The organism is Pontibacter sp. GD7, assembly GCF_058216375.1.
This window is the reverse complement of record NZ_JBYZMP010000018.1, coordinates 29,336-46,354: the sequence shown is the minus strand read 5'-3', so window position 1 is coordinate 46,354 and position 17,019 is coordinate 29,336. Positions and strand designations below refer to the sequence as shown.

At 46.4% G+C, this 17,019-nt stretch carries 20 protein-coding genes; 2 read left to right on the top strand and 18 right to left on the bottom strand.

Annotated elements, in window-relative coordinates; all coding sequences use genetic code 11:
• Positions 1 to 499: 499 nt before the first annotated feature.
• From AC4BAP_RS18850 to AC4BAP_RS18795, 12 genes are all read right to left on the bottom strand, one after another.
• Positions 500 to 1,345, bottom strand: coding sequence for a geranylgeranylglycerol-phosphate geranylgeranyltransferase (locus AC4BAP_RS18850; protein ID WP_490584238.1), 846 nt, complete (start codon positions 1,343 to 1,345; stop codon positions 500 to 502).
• A gap of 109 nt (positions 1,346 to 1,454) precedes the next feature.
• Entirely contained in the window at positions 1,455 to 1,649 is a 195-nt protein-coding gene (locus AC4BAP_RS18845) for a cold-shock protein (RefSeq protein ID WP_490584237.1), read from the bottom strand.
• A gap of 115 nt (positions 1,650 to 1,764) precedes the next feature.
• Entirely contained in the window at positions 1,765 to 2,262 is a 498-nt protein-coding gene (locus AC4BAP_RS18840) for a KdsC family phosphatase (RefSeq protein WP_490584236.1), read from the bottom strand.
• Between the two features lie 90 nt (positions 2,263 to 2,352).
• Positions 2,353 to 2,595, bottom strand: a complete 243-nt coding sequence (gene iscX, locus AC4BAP_RS18835; RefSeq protein WP_490584235.1) for a Fe-S cluster assembly protein IscX — start codon at positions 2,593 to 2,595, stop codon at positions 2,353 to 2,355.
• A 99-nt stretch (positions 2,596 to 2,694) separates the two neighbouring features.
• Positions 2,695 to 3,024 carry a 2Fe-2S iron-sulfur cluster-binding protein gene (locus tag AC4BAP_RS18830; RefSeq protein WP_490584234.1) on the bottom strand — a complete coding sequence of 110 codons (330 nt, stop codon included), beginning with the start codon at positions 3,022 to 3,024 and terminating at the stop codon, positions 2,695 to 2,697.
• A 102-nt stretch (positions 3,025 to 3,126) separates the two neighbouring features.
• Positions 3,127 to 3,981, bottom strand: a complete 855-nt coding sequence (locus AC4BAP_RS18825) for a Rossmann-like and DUF2520 domain-containing protein (RefSeq protein WP_490584233.1) — start codon at positions 3,979 to 3,981, stop codon at positions 3,127 to 3,129.
• A 33-nt stretch (positions 3,982 to 4,014) separates the two neighbouring features.
• The gene (ccsA, locus tag AC4BAP_RS18820; RefSeq protein WP_490584232.1) at positions 4,015 to 6,615 is read right to left on the bottom strand and encodes a cytochrome c biogenesis protein CcsA; all 2,601 of its coding nucleotides are present in this window, start codon (positions 6,613 to 6,615) and stop codon (positions 4,015 to 4,017) included.
• A gap of 92 nt (positions 6,616 to 6,707) precedes the next feature.
• On the bottom strand, positions 6,708 to 7,133 hold the full coding sequence (locus AC4BAP_RS18815) for a cytochrome c maturation protein CcmE domain-containing protein (protein WP_490584231.1): 426 nt from the start codon (positions 7,131 to 7,133) through the stop codon (positions 6,708 to 6,710).
• A gap of 115 nt (positions 7,134 to 7,248) precedes the next feature.
• Positions 7,249 to 7,575, bottom strand: a complete 327-nt coding sequence (locus AC4BAP_RS18810) for a hypothetical protein (RefSeq protein ID WP_490584230.1) — start codon at positions 7,573 to 7,575, stop codon at positions 7,249 to 7,251.
• A gap of 59 nt (positions 7,576 to 7,634) precedes the next feature.
• Positions 7,635 to 7,895 carry a CcmD family protein gene (locus AC4BAP_RS18805; protein ID WP_490584229.1) on the bottom strand — a complete coding sequence of 87 codons (261 nt, stop codon included), beginning with the start codon at positions 7,893 to 7,895 and terminating at the stop codon, positions 7,635 to 7,637.
• On the bottom strand, positions 7,882 to 8,547 hold the full coding sequence (locus tag AC4BAP_RS18800; protein WP_490584228.1) for a cytochrome c biogenesis protein: 666 nt from the start codon (positions 8,545 to 8,547) through the stop codon (positions 7,882 to 7,884). Before AC4BAP_RS18800 ends, AC4BAP_RS18805 begins: the two co-directional genes overlap by 14 nt.
• A gap of 180 nt (positions 8,548 to 8,727) precedes the next feature.
• Positions 8,728 to 9,396, bottom strand: a complete 669-nt coding sequence (locus tag AC4BAP_RS18795; RefSeq protein WP_490584227.1) for a heme exporter protein CcmB — start codon at positions 9,394 to 9,396, stop codon at positions 8,728 to 8,730.
• 556 nt (positions 9,397 to 9,952) lie between these two features.
• Between AC4BAP_RS18795 and AC4BAP_RS18790 the strand changes: the two genes are divergently transcribed.
• Together AC4BAP_RS18790 and AC4BAP_RS18785 are read left to right on the top strand one after the other, a co-directional pair.
• Positions 9,953 to 10,486, top strand: coding sequence for a hypothetical protein (locus tag AC4BAP_RS18790; protein ID WP_490584226.1), 534 nt, complete (start codon positions 9,953 to 9,955; stop codon positions 10,484 to 10,486).
• A gap of 13 nt (positions 10,487 to 10,499) precedes the next feature.
• On the top strand, positions 10,500 to 11,027 hold the full coding sequence (locus AC4BAP_RS18785; RefSeq protein WP_490584225.1) for a hypothetical protein: 528 nt from the start codon (positions 10,500 to 10,502) through the stop codon (positions 11,025 to 11,027).
• 138 nt (positions 11,028 to 11,165) lie between these two features.
• Here the strand turns inward: AC4BAP_RS18785 and phoU are convergent, their stop codons facing one another.
• The 6 genes from phoU to AC4BAP_RS18755 form a co-directional block, all read right to left on the bottom strand.
• Positions 11,166 to 11,840, bottom strand: coding sequence for a phosphate signaling complex protein PhoU (gene phoU / locus AC4BAP_RS18780; RefSeq protein ID WP_490584224.1), 675 nt, complete (start codon positions 11,838 to 11,840; stop codon positions 11,166 to 11,168).
• 70 nt (positions 11,841 to 11,910) lie between these two features.
• Positions 11,911 to 12,672: a phosphate ABC transporter ATP-binding protein PstB gene (gene pstB, locus AC4BAP_RS18775; RefSeq protein ID WP_490584223.1), complete on the bottom strand. Its 762-nt coding sequence runs from the start codon at positions 12,670 to 12,672 to the stop codon at positions 11,911 to 11,913.
• Positions 12,673 to 12,681: 9 nt separating this feature from the next.
• Entirely contained in the window at positions 12,682 to 13,539 is an 858-nt protein-coding gene (pstA, locus tag AC4BAP_RS18770) for a phosphate ABC transporter permease PstA (protein ID WP_490584222.1), read from the bottom strand.
• On the bottom strand, positions 13,532 to 14,407 hold the full coding sequence (gene pstC / locus AC4BAP_RS18765) for a phosphate ABC transporter permease subunit PstC (protein WP_490584221.1): 876 nt from the start codon (positions 14,405 to 14,407) through the stop codon (positions 13,532 to 13,534). Before pstC ends, pstA begins: the two co-directional genes overlap by 8 nt.
• 70 nt (positions 14,408 to 14,477) lie before the next feature.
• Positions 14,478 to 15,470, bottom strand: a complete 993-nt coding sequence (locus tag AC4BAP_RS18760) for a PstS family phosphate ABC transporter substrate-binding protein (RefSeq protein ID WP_490584220.1) — start codon at positions 15,468 to 15,470, stop codon at positions 14,478 to 14,480.
• Between the two features lie 202 nt (positions 15,471 to 15,672).
• Complete coding sequence (locus AC4BAP_RS18755) at positions 15,673 to 16,857, bottom strand: porin (RefSeq protein ID WP_490584219.1); 1,185 nt, start codon at positions 16,855 to 16,857, stop codon at positions 15,673 to 15,675.
• Positions 16,858 to 17,019: the final 162 nt, after the last annotated feature.

Here is a 17,019-nt window from a genome sequence, read left to right as displayed (position 1 = left end):
GCGTTTTTAGAAGCAGAACACATAGAAGCCTCCTGTCTTTAGGTGATACATATAGCTATATCCCTAAAACAGGAGGCTTCCCTTTTTCATCCCATTACAAAGTTCGGGATGACTCATGTTTTTGTTTCTAGCCACTCTTAAAAGTATACATGGAAGCTAAGCTCTAAAATAAATTGTTTGCTTGAGGGTAAGGTTGTGTCATTCTATATTTCTGCCGCAAGTTTTCAACTTGTGGCTTGTCATGGTGTTGAGTTTTCAACTCAACTGGGCTGGAGGCCCAAACTATAGTCCGATATTAACAAAGGCACTCACACTATATGCATGTAGCTTTCTAGAATTAATCATCCCTGTTTCGGGGAGAATAATTTTGTTTGAATTTAACAGCCCTTCACCATTCAAAGTATGAACAACCACTCCAGGTTTTACAGGCAGACAAATGAGTACAGTTATACTTTAGGAAGTATAAAATAGGGACAGGTAAGTGTTTTGGTATACTTGCTTAGCCTACCAGCAGCATCGAAAGTATACCAGTAAGCATGATAAACTTATTGAGGTCGCTCAGGTAAGTAAAGTCTTTCTTTTTGTCGGCGCGGATAAGCTTTAGCAGCAACCACACAGAAGGGGCCAGCACAAGTATAAGCATGTATACATCCAGTACAGTAGAAGTTCTGGGGTGCAACATAATCACTATTAAAAAAGCCTGGAAAATGGCGATGAGCGGGTAGAGCACTAGCTTGGTGTTGCGCAAACCAGCTACGATAGGCAGTGTGCGGCAGTCAAAAGAGGCATCGCCTTTAACATCTTCCATGTCTTTGATGATCTCACGGATAAGGGATATGAGCAGGGCAAAAAGGGCGTAACTGATGGTGATCTTATTCAGCGTGTCGGCATAAACGGCAACCACCAGCAGCATGGAAGCCGACAGCAGCGAGATAACCACATTGCCGATAAGCAGCATTTTTTTTAAGCGTGCCGAGTAACCCCATAGTAGTAACACGGCCCCCAGGTTTATCAAGCCTACCGGAATTGACAGCCAGATACCGCCCAGCACCCCCAAAGCTGAAAGTATAAGGTGCGCGAACATGGCCCTCCTGCGGCGTATCTTACGGCCTACCAGAAGCCTGCCGGGCTTGTTTATGGCATCTATCTTTATGTCGTAATAATCGTTGATGATGTAGCCTGCCGCCGCGATAAGCACCGTTGAGAAAGTAAGAAGCAGAAAGCCTGGCTCCAGCACTTTGTACCACTTAATGCCATCCGAAAGCAAACAAGCCTGCGCCAGCGACTGGCTTAGCACGATCAGCACCAGGTTTGGGAAACGTATGAGGCGAAGTATGTTTTTCACGGAGGGTTTAAATAGCTGCGTAAAGTTAAGGGCAAGAGCCGGAATTCCATAAAAAAAAGCCCTTGCATAAAACAAGGGCTCCTTTCTGAAACGGCAGAGTATATATGTACTATATTCTTTTCACGTTTACAGCGTTGATTCCTTTTTTGCCTTCCTGCGTGTCAAACTCAACGCGGTCATGCTGCTGAATCTGCAAGCCGTTAAGGCCAGTTACATGCACAAAGAAATCTTCGTTTGTCTCGTCCTCAGTGATGAAACCGAAACCTTTTGACTCAATAAAAAACTTAACTTTTCCTGTTTTCATAAAAATGAACAAATAATTTATTTTAAATCTAGCGTAATGTAGTTAGTAATTTTAATATATGCAATAGTCTATTAAGATAAATTTAATATTGAATTGCAGGAAAAGTATAGTCAGTTTACCAGGTATCCTGGGCTTTCATAATGGTCTCTATCAGCTCTCTAACTGCCCCGCGGCCGCCTTTTTTGGTAGATATAAAAGTGGATATCTCTCTGATGTCGTCGGCAGCATCGGAAGGGCAGGCTCTCAGGCCGCAGCGTTGCATTACTTCGTAGTCGGGCATGTCGTCACCCATGTATGCCACCGTGGCGGGGTGTATGCCCTGTGTGTACAGGTAGTCCTCAAAAACATCGGTTTTATCATCTATCCCCAGAAAAATGTTCTCGATGTTCAGCTGCTCCAGCCTGTTGCGTACGCCGGGCTCGTTTTTACCGGAGATAATGGCTACGTTGTATCCCTGCGAGATGGCGTGCTTTATAGCAAAGCCATCCTTTATGTTAAAGGCCCTTACGTGTTCGCCATCGGCAAAGCAGTACAAAAGGCCATCCGTCAATACACCGTCCACGTCGAAGACAAAAGTATTGATGCGGGTGAGGTCTGTTTGAGTAATTGGCATAGGTATAAGGAATAAAAAAAGGTTCTTTACAAGAAAGAACCTTTAAAAGTATATATTTTATACGATATAATCGAGAAGCGGAGGTGTTAATTAGTCCTGGTTGTCGCGCCACTCGTACACCCACGCAGCCTGGATCTGCTCCAGGTGGCCTTCGTTGGCCTCTTCGCGCTTGCCCTCAAAATTTGGCAGCGAAAGTACCCAGTCCAGCAGTTCGGTAAAGCGGATGCGGTAGATCTTAGACTCTGTAAAGTCATCACCGAATTTCTCGTATAGCGCCATGGCGATATCCTCGTAATCGTTCCAGTGGATTGGCGGCTCGTAGTTCTTATTCATTGTTCAGATGGTTAAATGGTTTAATGGCTAAATGGTTATTGGCAGAATTGGCGTTGAGCGCCCAAGCAATTTAACCATTCAGCCATGCAGCAATTTAAATTAATGCCCCAGGAAATCCTGCTCAGGTATGGTTACTACAATGTCTTCGTTGCCTTGCACCACGCACTGGCAACCCAGCCTTGAGTTGATGCGCGGATCGATGGCACGGTCAATGTAATCCTCCTCTTTATCAGAGATCTCTGGTAGGTCGTCCATGCCTGCCTCGATGTATACGTGGCAGGTACTGCAACCGCAAACACCACCGCAGTTGTGCTGCAGCTGTATATCGTTGTTCAGCGCCACATCCAAAATCGATTCACCCTCAACGGCCGGGTGTACCTCGTCTGGAGAGCCGTCTGCAAACTTAAAGGTTATATTTACTACTTTCATTTCTGCGTTTCAATTTAAAGTGCAAAGGTACAAAGCCTACTTGCCGAATCAAAGTATACGCTGCCTGATAGGCAATGAGTTTAAGCTTTTGGAGTGCAAAATTTATACTTTGGCAGCCTGTATACTTTCAGTCAGTTTTTGATAAAGCTCCTGAAAGCGGGGATGTTGTTGCAGCATCTGCAGGTGTGCCTGTATCACGTTGTCATCGTGGCGTATGGCGGGGCCGGTTTGTACCTGGTATGGGTTTTGCTGCATGGCTTTGGCGATAGTTTCCTGCACCAGTGGGTGTAGCAGTTCGGTGGGCAGGTTGGCCTCCTGCAGCAGTTGCTGACTAATGCCAAGCAAATGGTTGGTAAAATTGCAGGCAAACACGGCTGCCAGGTGCAGGTGTCGGCGTGCCTCCGAATCAACGCGTTGTACCTTGGAGCTTATACTTTGCGCAAGCGCCTCCAACTCTTGGGTTATACTTTCCTGAGAAGCCTCTACAAGTATAGGCACTTGCTGCAGGTTAACAGGTTTTGCTTTGGAGAAGGTCTGTAATGGGTAAAAGACTGCCGGCTGTGCACCTTCAACTGCATCAAGCATAATCAGTGGCTGTGAGCCTGAAGTATGGGCCACAATAGTATCCGGTGCAACTTTTAACGCTGAGGCTACTTGTTGCAAAGCTGCATCCGGCACGGCAATTAACACTGCATCTACAGCCAGGGTTGTAAAGTCTGGTGTTTGCAAAGCTTTTGCCCCAGGAAGTATACTTGCCAATTCGTTGCGGTTTGCCTCGCTGCGGCTATAGATTGCTACCACCTGATGCCCCGCGGCTACAAAGGCCTGCGCCAGGTGCCAGGCTACGTTGCCTGCACCTACTAAGGCTATTCTATACTTTTTAGCGGTCGTATCCATACTTTTAAGCTGGCTCAAGTTAAGGGCAATGCGGCTATAAAACAAAAGAGCCTCTGCCATAGCGGCAAAGGCTCTCTATACGTTCAGGCTATATTAGGCAACCTGTGTTTTCTTGTTTTGCTTTGGTTTGACAACATTCTTAGGTGTGCCGCCCTCCTGGTTACGACGCACAATGGCCATTATAAAGCCAATCGACATTACAATCGTACCAATCCAAAGTATATTTACAAAAGGTTTTTCTACTGCCTTCAGGATGATGTAATCCTTTTGCGTAGCGTTCACGCCGAATGTAAACTTGCCTTTTTCAGGGTCTACGTTCATAAGTGTAAGCCTCAGGCCAAGGTCACCAATAACCTCCGGGTAGTAACCAGCCATGCCGTCTTTGTAGATAAGCACCGGGTGGGCGTGGTATACTTTCTTCTCACCAAAAATCTTCAGGTCGGCCTGTACGGCAATGTCGCCTTTGTTTAAGGTAACACCCGGCACCTTCTCAATCACTTCGGCACCGTTAAACTGCGCCACGTAATCGTTCAGTATAATGGTGTCGCCGGCTGCCAGTTCGTGCTGCTTCATCTCGCCCCACTCTTTCTCCTCGTTCGGGTCCGGAATAGACGAAACGTGCGTGTAAAGGTCCTTATCAGCAAAGTGCTTGATATCCGGGGAGGCTAGCAAGCCCATGTTCGGGTTAACCTGTGCGCGTGGGTAAAGCGTGAAAGTCTTGTCGCCTTCGCGCTCTTTGTACTGTACTTCGTAGTATGTGTTCTCCGGAGAGTGCAGGTTTATAGTATCACCGGTTTCGAAGTATATTTTTTCGCCTACCTGTATGCGGCCACGCGCAATGGCTTTGTACTCATCAGCAGTCGGGAAAAGCAATTCGCGGTTAACGTAACCCGGCACGCCTTCCACCTCCTGGAACTGGCCATGGTAGCTCACTGTATACTTGTCCATGTCAACCGGCGAGTTTCTCCAAAGCAGCACGTTGTCGCGGTTTATATCCTCCGGGAACTCACGTGAGTACACCATACCCGATGTGTTTTGCGAGATGATGTTGGAATAACCCGATGAGAAAAGTATACCGATCAGCATTAAAGCGATGCCGATGTGCGCCACCGCACCACCAGAAAGCGTAACTTTTTTGTGCAGCAGGTTAAGGATGATGCTCAGGTTAGCAAACACCGCGAAAAGCGAAGCTGCCAGCAAAATCATATAAACAGGATTGTCGATAGTCTCGTTGCCAACCACGCCCAGCTTAGACAATACAATGATTAAGCTAAAGAAAAGCATGGTAAGCATGCCCGGCATCATGATGGCCTCTTTAAAACCACCTTTGTCGGATTTGCGCCACCACAGCAACTGGCCAATGCCTGTAAGTATGGCAATGCCTACACCGGCCCATAACTGGAACTTGGTATAGTGTGCGATCTGGTCGGCTGGAAGGGCTGCGTTAGAGTCGATGCCGATGAAGCCAAGGAATGAGTTGTAAACCGGAATAGAGGTAGTAAACAATACCTGGAATGCCGCAAGGCAAAGCACAATGGCACCAATGAACACCCAGAATTCACCGCTGTAGGTAGAAAGCTCTTTCTCGGTAGTAGGGATCTTCTTCCAGTTATACGCCAGCAAGCCAACCGCCAATACAGCAAAAGCAGCCAGGTAGCTAAATAGCTGTCCCGACAAGCCAAGGTCTGTGAAAGAGTGTACAGAGGCGTTGCCCAAAATACCACTACGCGTTAAGAAGGTAGCGTAAAGTATAAGTATAAACGATGCGATAACAAGTATAAACGAAGCCTTTAAGCCAGACTTTCCACGGCGGTACGCGATCATAGTATGGATAGCACCCACCAGCACCAGCCACGGAATGTATACGGCATTCTCAACAGGGTCCCAGTTCCAGTAGCCACCGAAGTTAAGCGTTTCGTAAGCCCAGTAAGCTCCCATCATAATGCCAATGCCCAGCACCACAGCCGCAAAATGCGACCAAGGCAATGCTGGCTTTACCCACTCGGTAAATTTACCTTTCCAAAGGCCAGCCATGGCAAATGCAAACGGTACAAGCGTAGCGGCAAAGCCCAGAAACAGGGTAGGAGGGTGAATCACCATCCAGTAGTTTTGCAATAATGGGTTCAAACCGGTACCATCGTTTGGTACAAAGTTCGGGTCCATGGCAAACACCGGGGCATCTGTCATGAAGTCGCGCATCAGGATGAACGGAGATGAGCCTATCTTCAGGTCACCGATTACCACACCCAGAATCATGGAAGTAAGGAACAGTTGCACAAACGAGAAAATGCCCATTACAGGCGCTTCCCATACTTTGTTCTTCTTACCGCTCTTGATCAAGGCAAAGCCCAATAATACATGCCAGAATATCCAAAGCAGGAACGAGCCTTCCTGACCCTCCCAGAAGCAGGAGATCATGTAGTATACCGGCAGGTGGTTAGAGGAGTGGCTCCAGGCGTAGTAATACTCGTAGCGGTGCTCGTAAATGATGTTGAACAACGCGAATATCACCATGAACACGGCAGCGCCATGCACATAAAAAGCCCCACGGGCCAGGTTGCGCCAGCTGTTGTCGCCGGCAGCCTCTACCTTGGCGCGCGAAGCCATAAAATAAGCGTAAGAGGATACGATAGCTGCCACAAAAGCAACAATCACACTTGCATGGCCAATATCCCCGATCAGCGTATTAATCATCTCTGATAGTTAAAAGTTATAAGTTAAAAGTTAAAAGTTGGTAAGGTAAAGAGTCATCACTTCTAACTCTTCACTCTCAACTCTTAACTAAATTACAGGCTTGCTGTGTTTTGTTGCACTTCTTTTTCCACGTACTTGGATGGGCACTTGAGAAGGATCTTGTCGGCCACGAACACGTTGTTTTGCATGTTGCCCGTAATTACGACCTGCTCAGAGCGTTCGAAATCCTGTGGTTTGGGGTTATAGTAGACTACCTGCTGCTCGAAACGGTTAGTGTCTACCAGCATGAAGGAGAAGTAATTAGGGTCTATAAGCGGGTCGTACTGCATGCCCACAATGTGGCCCTGTGCGTCTTTTTTGAGGCGGCCCACCACGTGCACCTTTGTCATGTCTCCGTCTTCGGCGCGCTCAATGGCCTCGTCAAAAGAAACGTAGGTGCTGGCATCGCCAACCGACGACATAATGATGACGATCGCGACAGCAATCACTAAAATCCCGATGATGTGTGACTTTTTCATCTATGTAAAAATGTGTATTCTCTTGTTCTTGTAGCCTAACACACAACCGGATATTATAAATCCATTGGGTGCGGCTTAATTTATACTTAGGGTCACACAGCGCATCGGGCCTTGGCTAGTGTTTGCCGTTGCCGTTGCTGCTCACGGCATCCTGGGCTAACAGACTGGCCACGCTTTCCTGCTCTTTCTCTTCAAGCTTAAAGTATAGCTTGTCGGAGTCGAGCAGTTTGTAGGCTCTGAGGTGGCGCTGCGAGATAAACCAGATCTCGTTTTGTGTGTTGCTAAGTATAAAATAGCACTCCGAAGTTTCGCTGGCGCTGTGCAGGCCCAATACTTTGTAAGCATAAGCCGGGTCAAAGCGTCCGTCGGTAATCGGGTGCGGTTTAACGTGTGCTAAAGGCCGAAGGGTAACGTAAAGTTTAGGGTTTAAATAGATGCTCATTCAGTTTTAATTATGTTGTTGAATGAACTAGGTACGTAAACCCGGTAGCTTTCGGCTGTTTAATCGCGCATCTGTTTTTCAAGTCTCGCTACCTTACGGTCTAAGGTAACCAGGTAAGCAATCATGCCTCCCAACACGGTAAGCAAAACCACCACTACCACGTAAATCTTTCCGTCCTGGCGCAGGGTGTCGGCCATTTCTACTTCTGGCTCGGCTACAGTGGCGGCTGTGTTTTCGGCAACTTGTGCCTGTGCCTGCTGTAAGCCAGCCGTGGCGCAAAGTATAAAGCACCACACAGCCAGTATTCTAAACAGTTTCATATAAGCGTTGTCTGAGTATTTCTAATCTTGATTTCACGTTCACGATCCAGAGGCCAAGCAGTGTCCAGCCCAAAACAGCTGGGTAAAACACCAGGCGCAGGCGGTTGTCCAAGTCGTAAGAGTTAAACCCGGGGTTGCCTCCGTTGCCAGGGTGCAGCGAGTCGGTTAGCCTTGGAAGTATAAACAGCAAAGGTATAAGCGCCGCAAAAGCGAATATGTTGTACACGGCGCTGATGCGGGCACGCTGCTGTTGCTCGTTAAAAGAGCTGCGCAGTACCAGATAGGCAAAGTATATCAGCAAGCCGATGGCCGAGGCGTTCTGCTTCGGGTCGTTGCTCCAGTATTCGCCCCAGGTAAACTTAGCCCACTCCATGCCCGTAACAATGCCCAGCACCCCGAACAGGATACCAACTTTGGCAGCCTCGTAAGCTATAACATCGTTCTTGATGCTTGGTTTGCGCAGGTATTTGATAGAGTAGATCACGGACACCAGTAGGATCAGGATCATGCCGAACCACATGGGCACGTGAAAATACAGGTTGCGGATGGTCTCGTTTAGGATGGCCAGGCGCGGAACCTCAGATAACATACCGGCCAGCACTGTAAAAACCAACAGTACAACGGCCACTATTTTCCACCAGTTTTTTTTCATTCTTTATAATCAGACATAAGATGTTAGACAAAAGACACAAGACTTTTCTCTTTACCATCGGAGTCTTTTAACACTATTCTATTTTTTAGACACTTTAAAATATCAATTCGTTCTTCATAGTATGGTGTAAGCGCATAATTTTGTCCTGAATCTGATATCTTACATCTTGTGTCTTTAGCCTTACGAGCGCCAAAGGTACGGGAATAAGATGTAAGAAACCGTGACAACGATCATGTTTATGGCAAGCAAAGTGAGTAGTTCGTCGAGGCTGGTACTTCTGTCGAGGCCATCCAGCGCGTTTTTAGACATTTTTATCAGCATCAGCAGCATCGGTATGATCACCGGGAAGCTTAAAACCGCCATTAAGGTGCTGCTGTTGGCCGCCTTGCTGGCAATACCCGATATCATGGTAAGGGAAGTAGAGAACCCGATGGCCCCCAAAAGTATAGTGAGCAGAAACATGGGTACATCCTGCACCGGGTTACCCAGCACAAAGGCATAAAACACGAAGCAGATCAGGGCCAGGATGAGCATGAGCATCGCGTTGTACACGATCTTGGCAAGTATAACCCCCTGCGGACTCACGATGGAGTAGAAGTATAAAAGCCTGCCCCGGTTCTCCTGCATAAAGCTTTTGGCAATGGCATTTACCGATGTAAACAGCAGTATGATCCAAAGCACTGCGTTCCAGACCGGTACGGTAAGCACGTTAGAGCGCAGGCCAAAGCTCAGGTAGCATACAAACACTGTACTACTGACATAAAGCAACATCCCGTTAAAGGCATATTTCTGTCGCCACTCCAGCACCAAGTCCTTCTGGATCAGGTATAAAACTTCTTTAAAGAGCATCAAAGCCAAAATTTACCGCAAAGGTACGGCACAAAAAGTATAATTGCTAAAGTGTTGGCTTTATGGTTGAATTGCCGAATGGGTGGATTGTTCTCGTAGGAACAGGTCGCGACCCAATACCTTTAATTTAATTAATAAACGCATCCAAACTGTCATCTCGACGACAGGAGAGATCTGGAATATTTTATGTAAAGCGGCGTTTCAGATTTCTCACAGCTAAGCTGATCCCTTTCGACTCTCGTCTCAGGCATGTTCGAAATGACATTTTTTATAAATTGACAGCATTGAATCGCTGCCTGTCCATACGAATATGAAATAGCACGGACCTTAATTTTGTTATTGGTTATCAGTTGTTGGATTTGGGTTTAAGTAAAATGGACACACTGAGTTGTTTAAGAGGGTGGTTAGCTTATTACTTAAGGAATTTAATACGCAGCAGGGCAAGTTTCAATTAACGCTATACAAGGCATTATTAATCAAGGTATCTAAATACTTTCTTCTGGATATTTTGTTAATTCTGTTTTTTTTTATTTTCGGGCCGGATAACACATACTATATGAAAACAAATCACATATTAACCATCACGTTACTGCTAGTGGCGGTATTACTCTATGCCGGGTCAGAAAGTATAATTTCCAGGTCCGATCAAGCCAAACCCACTGTCAAGGTCAGCCAGATTGGTATTAAGAAAGGAAAAGGCAAGACAGTTTATTTAAATGATAAACTTACTTCTGTAAAAGCTATCCTGGGTAAGCCAAGTTCGGTTTCAACTGAGTATTTTGAGATGATGGAAAAGGATGCGACTGTGCTGAGTTATGGTAGTAACAAGCTTTATTTTGTTGATGATGTTTTAGATTCTTACGAGTTAATTGAGTCAACTATTGCAGTAGGTCAACAAGGAGGTACTTTTTTTAAAGTTGGAGACAATCTTAATGCTGTTAATCCCTTAATATCGACTGCTGCAATAAAAAATAATTGGCTAACTGCTGACATCAGCACAGAGAGTGGTATTATAACCGATTACTTCATCTCAATAGAAGTTGAGCCATCTAATAGTAAGGTTAAGACAATCAGAATCAATTCATACTAAAAGACAGCGTGAGATGAGAAAAATCTCTATAATTATCATAATGGTTGTAGTTTCAGCAACTTTTATGCTGCTAAAGGGAAAAGGTATAAGACTAGTTGACGGAGATAGCGTTAAGATTTCTTCACTCTATTTGCATCCCACAGCAAACCCTAGCTCCACTTTCAACTTACTAGATCCTTCTTCTAAGCTTAGTACCGTATTTGGGTCGCCGCTGAATGTAAAAACAGAGTTTTCCGAAATGTATGGTGGTAATGTTACACAATATGAGTTCGAGGGAGTTAATGCTTCCTATTTTGAGGGACATGCAATTTCTAATCAAATTAAAAAGGCAACGGTTTCACTAGGCATTGTTGGTGCTGGCAGTATCAAAACAGGAGATAGTATAAATAAATTAGAAGCAATATTTCCAAACTCGCTTGCGCTAAAGAAGGATGGTCAAATTTTTGTTTCTATACTAACGCCTTCCGGCGAGGTATCAGATAGTTTCCTTGTATTTGACTATGATGCAAACAATGTAGTAACAAGCATCGTCATAAATTAATTGTATTGCTGTATGGCCTTGTAAATTCATTATACTTCATACAACAAAAAGAGCATGGACCGCTTTGGCCCATGCTCTTTCATTTTTTATACCTTGCTGAATTGACAATCAGCAATCCAGCAATCCAGCAATCAACAATTACTTCTTCTTTTTCTTGTCCTGCTTGTGCTTTACCACCTTGGCCTCACGGTAGAAGATAACTTCCTCGGAAATGTTGGTTACCTGGTCGCCTACACGCTCCAGCTTTTTGATGATGGAGAGTAACGCCAGTGCTTCAGAAATTCTGTCTGGGTTCTGCTGCATAAACTTGGTTGCCACGGCATCAGACTTACGGTAGATCTTGTTCAGTACCTTATCGCGCTTGATCAGGGTTTTAGCCAGCTTAGGGTCGTTGGAGATGAAAGCCACGCGGCACTCGGCGAACATGGCAAGCGCTTCTTCATACATAGGCAGTACCTGTGTTGCCTCCAGCAAATCCGGGTGCGCAGGTTCTTCCAGTTTCTGCACAAAGCGGGCAATACCTTCTGCCGTGTCGCCGATGCGCTCCAGGTTGGCGTTTATTTTGAGCACGGCCAGTACCATGCGCAGGTCAACGGCCACTGGCGTAAACAACGCGAAGAAGTTCTCGCACATGCGGTCTATCTTCACATCGAACTGGTTCACTTTTTTATCGCGCTTTACAATAAGCTTTGCCAGTTCCTGGTCTGCATTCAGCATGGCTTCGCGGCCACTCTGCAATTGGTATTCCACCAAATCCCACATCTCCAGGAGTTTGGTTTTCAGGCGCTCTAACTCTACGTCTATATGCGGCATGATGTCTTATTAATTTATTGGGTGAGATTACACAAACAAACAAGTATAAATAACTGAGAAAGGCCCGGGATTAACCGAAACGCCCCGTAATGTAGTTTTGGGTGCGTTCATCCTTAGGGCTCGTAAACATGGTTTTGGTTTTATTAAACTCCACCAGCTCACCCATGTAAAAGAATGCAGTATGGTCGCTTACACGGCCTGCCTGCTGCATGTTGTGGGTTACAATTACAATTGTATAGTCGTTTTTAAGCTCATAGATCAGCTCCTCCACCTTTGCCGTAGAGATCGGGTCCAGGGCAGAGGCGGGCTCATCCATTAGCAATATTGAGGGCGAAATAGCTAGGGCGCGTGCAATACACAAACGCTGCTGCTGACCACCCGAAAGCGCCAGCGCCGATTTATGTAGCTTGTCCTTCACCTCTTCCCAAAGTGCGGCACGTTTCAACGAAGTCTCGCATGCCTCTTCCAGTACCGACTTCTTTTTCACACCCTGTATCTTCAGTCCATACACCACGTTTTCGAAAATGCTCTTCGGAAAAGGGTTTGGCTTCTGAAACACCATGCCTACTTCTTTGCGCAACTCATCCACGCGAACGTCTTTTTTATAGATGTCCTTGCCGTCGATCAGGATCTGTCCGTCCACCCGGAAGGCTTCGATGTAGTCGTTCATGCGGTTAAATGTGCGCAGAAACGTAGACTTGCCACAGCCGGATGGTCCGATAAAAGCCGTAACGGCCTTTTCTTCCATAGATATGTTTATTCCTTTTAAAGCGTGGAAATCGCCGTAGTATGCATCGAGGTCAATCGCCTCCAATTTAGTTCTTTTGCTCATGGTGTATGTTTACCACTTAACTTTTTTCTGCTGCCTGTTGCGCAGGTATACGGCAATGCCGTTCAGCATAAAGGTGATGATCAATAGGATAATAATGGCGGCTGCAGCGTTTGTAAGGAACTCCTCCTGCGGCCTTGAGGTCCAGTTAAAGATCTGGATAGGTAATACAGTAAACTCATCAAACGGCGAAGATGGCGTAAAAGGCACATAAGCCAAAGCACCGATCACGATAAGCGGGGCAGCCTCGCCAACTGCTCTCGAAAGAGCTAAGATAATACCTGTAAGTATACCGCCAAAAGAGGCAGGCAATACTTGGGTCCAAACGGTTTGCCACTTAGAGGCTCCTAATGCATACGCACCATCGCGGATGCTGCGTGGAACTGCCTTTATAGCCTCACGGGTTGTAACGATGATGATCGGAAGTATAAGCAGCGACAAGGTTAAAGCACCTGCCAGCAAGCTGCCGCCCAATCGCATCTGGCGCACGAATATCTCCAGGCCCAGTAAACCGTAGATAATGGAGGGCACACCGGCCAGGTTGGCAATGTTGATCTCCAGGAAGTTGTTTATTCTGCTTTTACGTGCGTACTCTTCCAGGTAAACTCCAGCCGATACACCTAATGGAAAAGCTATAATGGTAGTAAGCACCAATATCCACAGCGTACCCACCCAAGCCGTAAGTATACCTGCGCGGCTTGCTCTGCGCGATGGCAGGCTAGTCAGGAAGTCCCAGTCTATGCGACCTACACCTTCAACAATAATGTCGAACAGGAATATTGCTAGTACTACCAGTCCTATGAAAGTACAAAAGATGCCAAAGAAATGGAAGGCTTTGTCCTTCAGCCTGTTTTTATCTGAGTTAGTCATACTTTTCCTGGTATTTCTTTTTGATCCAGAAGCTTAAATTGTTCAGGGCAAACGTGAAGATAAACAGCGTGATACCGGCTGCGAAGATGGTTTTATACTCCAGAGAGCCCTGCGGCACGTCGCCTAAGCTTACCTGTACAATGTAAGTGGTAATGGTCTCGATGGGCACCAGCGGATTTAAAGTCAGGCGTGGCTGCTGGCCGGCAGCAATTGCCACGATCATTGTCTCGCCCACAGCCCTTGAGATAGCAAGTATAACCGATACCACAATACCCGATGAGGCTGCTGGCACCATAACCCCGAATGACGTTTGCAGACGGGTAGAGCCCATGCCATAAGCTGCCTCACGCAACGAACGCGGCACAGAGCTGATGGCGTCCTCGCTGAGAGAGGATATCATCGGGATGATCATGATGCCCATTACAATGCCTGCCGACAAGGCGTTGAATCCTGCCAGTGATGGTATGATGGTCTGTAAAAATGGCGTTACCACTGTCAGGGCAAAGAAGCCATACACTACCGTAGGTATTGTTGCCAGAATTTCCAGTAGCGGTTTAACGAACTGGCGCATACGGTCATGTGCATACTCATTCAGGTAAACGGCAATTGTTAAACCTATCGGGAGTGCTACGGCAATGGCTACGGCTGTTGTTAACAAAGTGCCCGCCACCAGGGGCATAATGCCAAATTTCTTATCGGCAAAAAGCGGTGTCCATTCTTTCTCGGTTAAGAACTCGGATAAAGAAACAACCTGGAAAAAGCTGATAGACTCTGAAAGTAATACCCAGATAATGCCTATGGTGATGAGTATTGTGATTGCCGCAGACAACCACAACAAGCCCTCGATTATTTTTTCTGATACTCTCAAGGTGCTGTATAGTTTAAATGCTGCTGCCTTGGCCTAAAAAAGCCAGGACAGCAGCATTGATTTGTTTGTGTTATTTTTTAGCAGCAGTCTGAGCAAACTGCTTAAACTTCTCTTTCTGCTCTTTGTACATTTCTGCAGGCATCGGGATGTAACCAACCTCCTGGCTAAGATCAGCGGCGTTGTCCAGGTAGAAATTTACAAAGTCAATTACAGCAGGGCTGTTTACGCCTTTAGAGCTTACATAGATAAACAACGGACGAGAAAGTGGGGCATATGATCCGTCTTTTACTGTTTCCAGGCTAGGGGTGATAGCACCTTTGCCATTGGCATCATTCAGGTCATCTACAGGCACTACTCTTAGCTTACCCTGGTTTTCTTCGTAATATGCATATCCAAAGAATCCAAGCGCATTCACATCAGTTGATACACCTTGTACCAGTACGTTGTCATCTTCACTGGCAGTATAGTCGCCACGGCTGGCGCCGCTCTCGCCTACAACAGCCTCTGTAAAATAATCATACGTGCCAGACTCAACACCAGGGCCATAAAGATGGATTTCCTGGTTTGGCCATTCCGGACGGATTTGGTTCCAGCGTGTTATCTTGCCTTGTGCAGCGGGCTCCCAGATTTTCTTCAGCTCATCGATGGTGATGTCTTTTACCCAAGTGTTCTCAGGGTGCACTACTACTGTAAGGCCGTCGTAAGCTACTGGTAACTCAACATAAGATATACCGTTTTCCTTAGCCTGATTTGCTTCTGCCTCTTTTATCTGGCGCGAAGCGTCTACAATATCAATTTCGCCACGGGTAAACTTTTTGAAGCCACCGCCTGTGCCGGATACCCCTACTGTTACTTTCACATCAGGAGCTTCGGCTCTGTACTCCTCGGCCACAGCCTCGGTGATCGGATAGACAGTTGAAGAACCGTCGATCTGGATGCTTCCGGTCAGGTCGCCGTTGGCCTCGGTTGCACTTTTATCGCCACCACAGGCACTGAACATTAGTGTAGCGCCTAGCAGCATGGCTGCGTTTAGTTTCGCACTTGTTAGCTTAAACTTTAACATGAGCTCTTTTGAGTTAATTTGAATGTTGTTTTATAAAGTTTATACTTCTGGTAAAATGCTTCTGTTGATATACTCTAATGTGTATCAAGTAGTTGTGTTTGGGTTGTTTCTTAGGCCCTGGCACCGTTTTGCGAGTGCAAAGAGAGGCAGAACCAAGCACATTAGAAACAGTGCAATATTAACTTATTGTTAAGTTTTAGGGTTACAGCGCCACTTCCATTTGCAGCCTGAACAGATAAGTGTTTTCCCTGCCTGGTGTGTCTTGTAGCGTAGCATCGCCCTGTACTTTCAGGCTGTGTCCCACAATGTATTTTGATACGCCCAGTGTATACTGTTCCTGTGCACGGATGTTAGTAGCTGCATCAGGATTGTAGGTAGTATAACGGCCTGCCAGCTCCCAGTTGCTCGGGAAAAGGTAGCCTGCCTGAATATTGAAAGCGTTGCCGGTTACAAATGTTTCTTTAACGGCACCTTCATCGGTTCTGAGCACAACAGGGCCTGCCGGTGCAGTTTTGTTGGCATACTCTGCCATTGAAGAGAAACCTTTATACTTGAACATGTAATCCAGGAACCAGGTCTTCAGGTCACGCTCATCGCTCAGGAAATCGCCTAGCTGACCTCTGGCGCGGGAAGCGTTGTCGTTAAAGTTGTATGCGGCGGCAATGGCCAGTTTGGGAGTTTCCTCGCGGTAGATGTCGCTGCCCACATAGGCACCATCACTCTTAAACGCGCCGAAAGGCATTACTTCTATTTTAGCTGTGTAATCGTAGCCTCCGGCGTTGTTTACTGTAATGTCGCGGCCTTCACCCATAGAGATCGAACCAGACTCACGTACCAGTGCATTACCTACCATGTGCGTGTGGTGTAGCTGTACACCTGCATCCCTGTCAATGTTGAAGCGGGAGTTTAGCAGGCTTCGGTCTACGAATTGCATCTTCTGTGATGAAACGATTCGCTCTCGGTTGCCCGGTAGTTTTGTCTGGCCTACCCATAGTTCCCAGTGCGGGGCAAAATTCCATTTGGCAACGGCGTCAAGTATAATGTTGTCGGCGTTGTTGGTCTGGTTGGGTATGTCGTTGCCGATGTCGCTGTTGCTAAGGCCCAGCTCAATTTTATACTCCAGCTTGGGCGAGAACACAAAGCCATCAAACTTTAAGCGTGCTCTGCGGATAAGGAAGCGGTCATCCAGCTGGTTAGTAGAGTTATTGATAGCACCCTGGTACAGCATCTGGAAACGCGTGCTGAACCTGAGGCTGAAGGAGGAGTCGGCTGCAATGAACTGCAGGCCTTTGCCAAACTTTGATTGATTGACACTTTGCGCCTGTGCGGCGCTGATAACGAAAAGTGAGAAGAGTGCTACGAAAGCACCTTTCAATTTGATATTCACGATTCTTAATGGTTTTAGTGAGAATAAAATACTTAAGTCGTGACTAGCTAAATAAAGTTGCACCCCAGGTTTTACGCCTTCTGCGTTAGCCCTTAATGTGCACAAAACAAGCATCCTGCATTCAAAAAAGTTAGTCAGGCTTTCCCGAACTGTTCCTGTTTT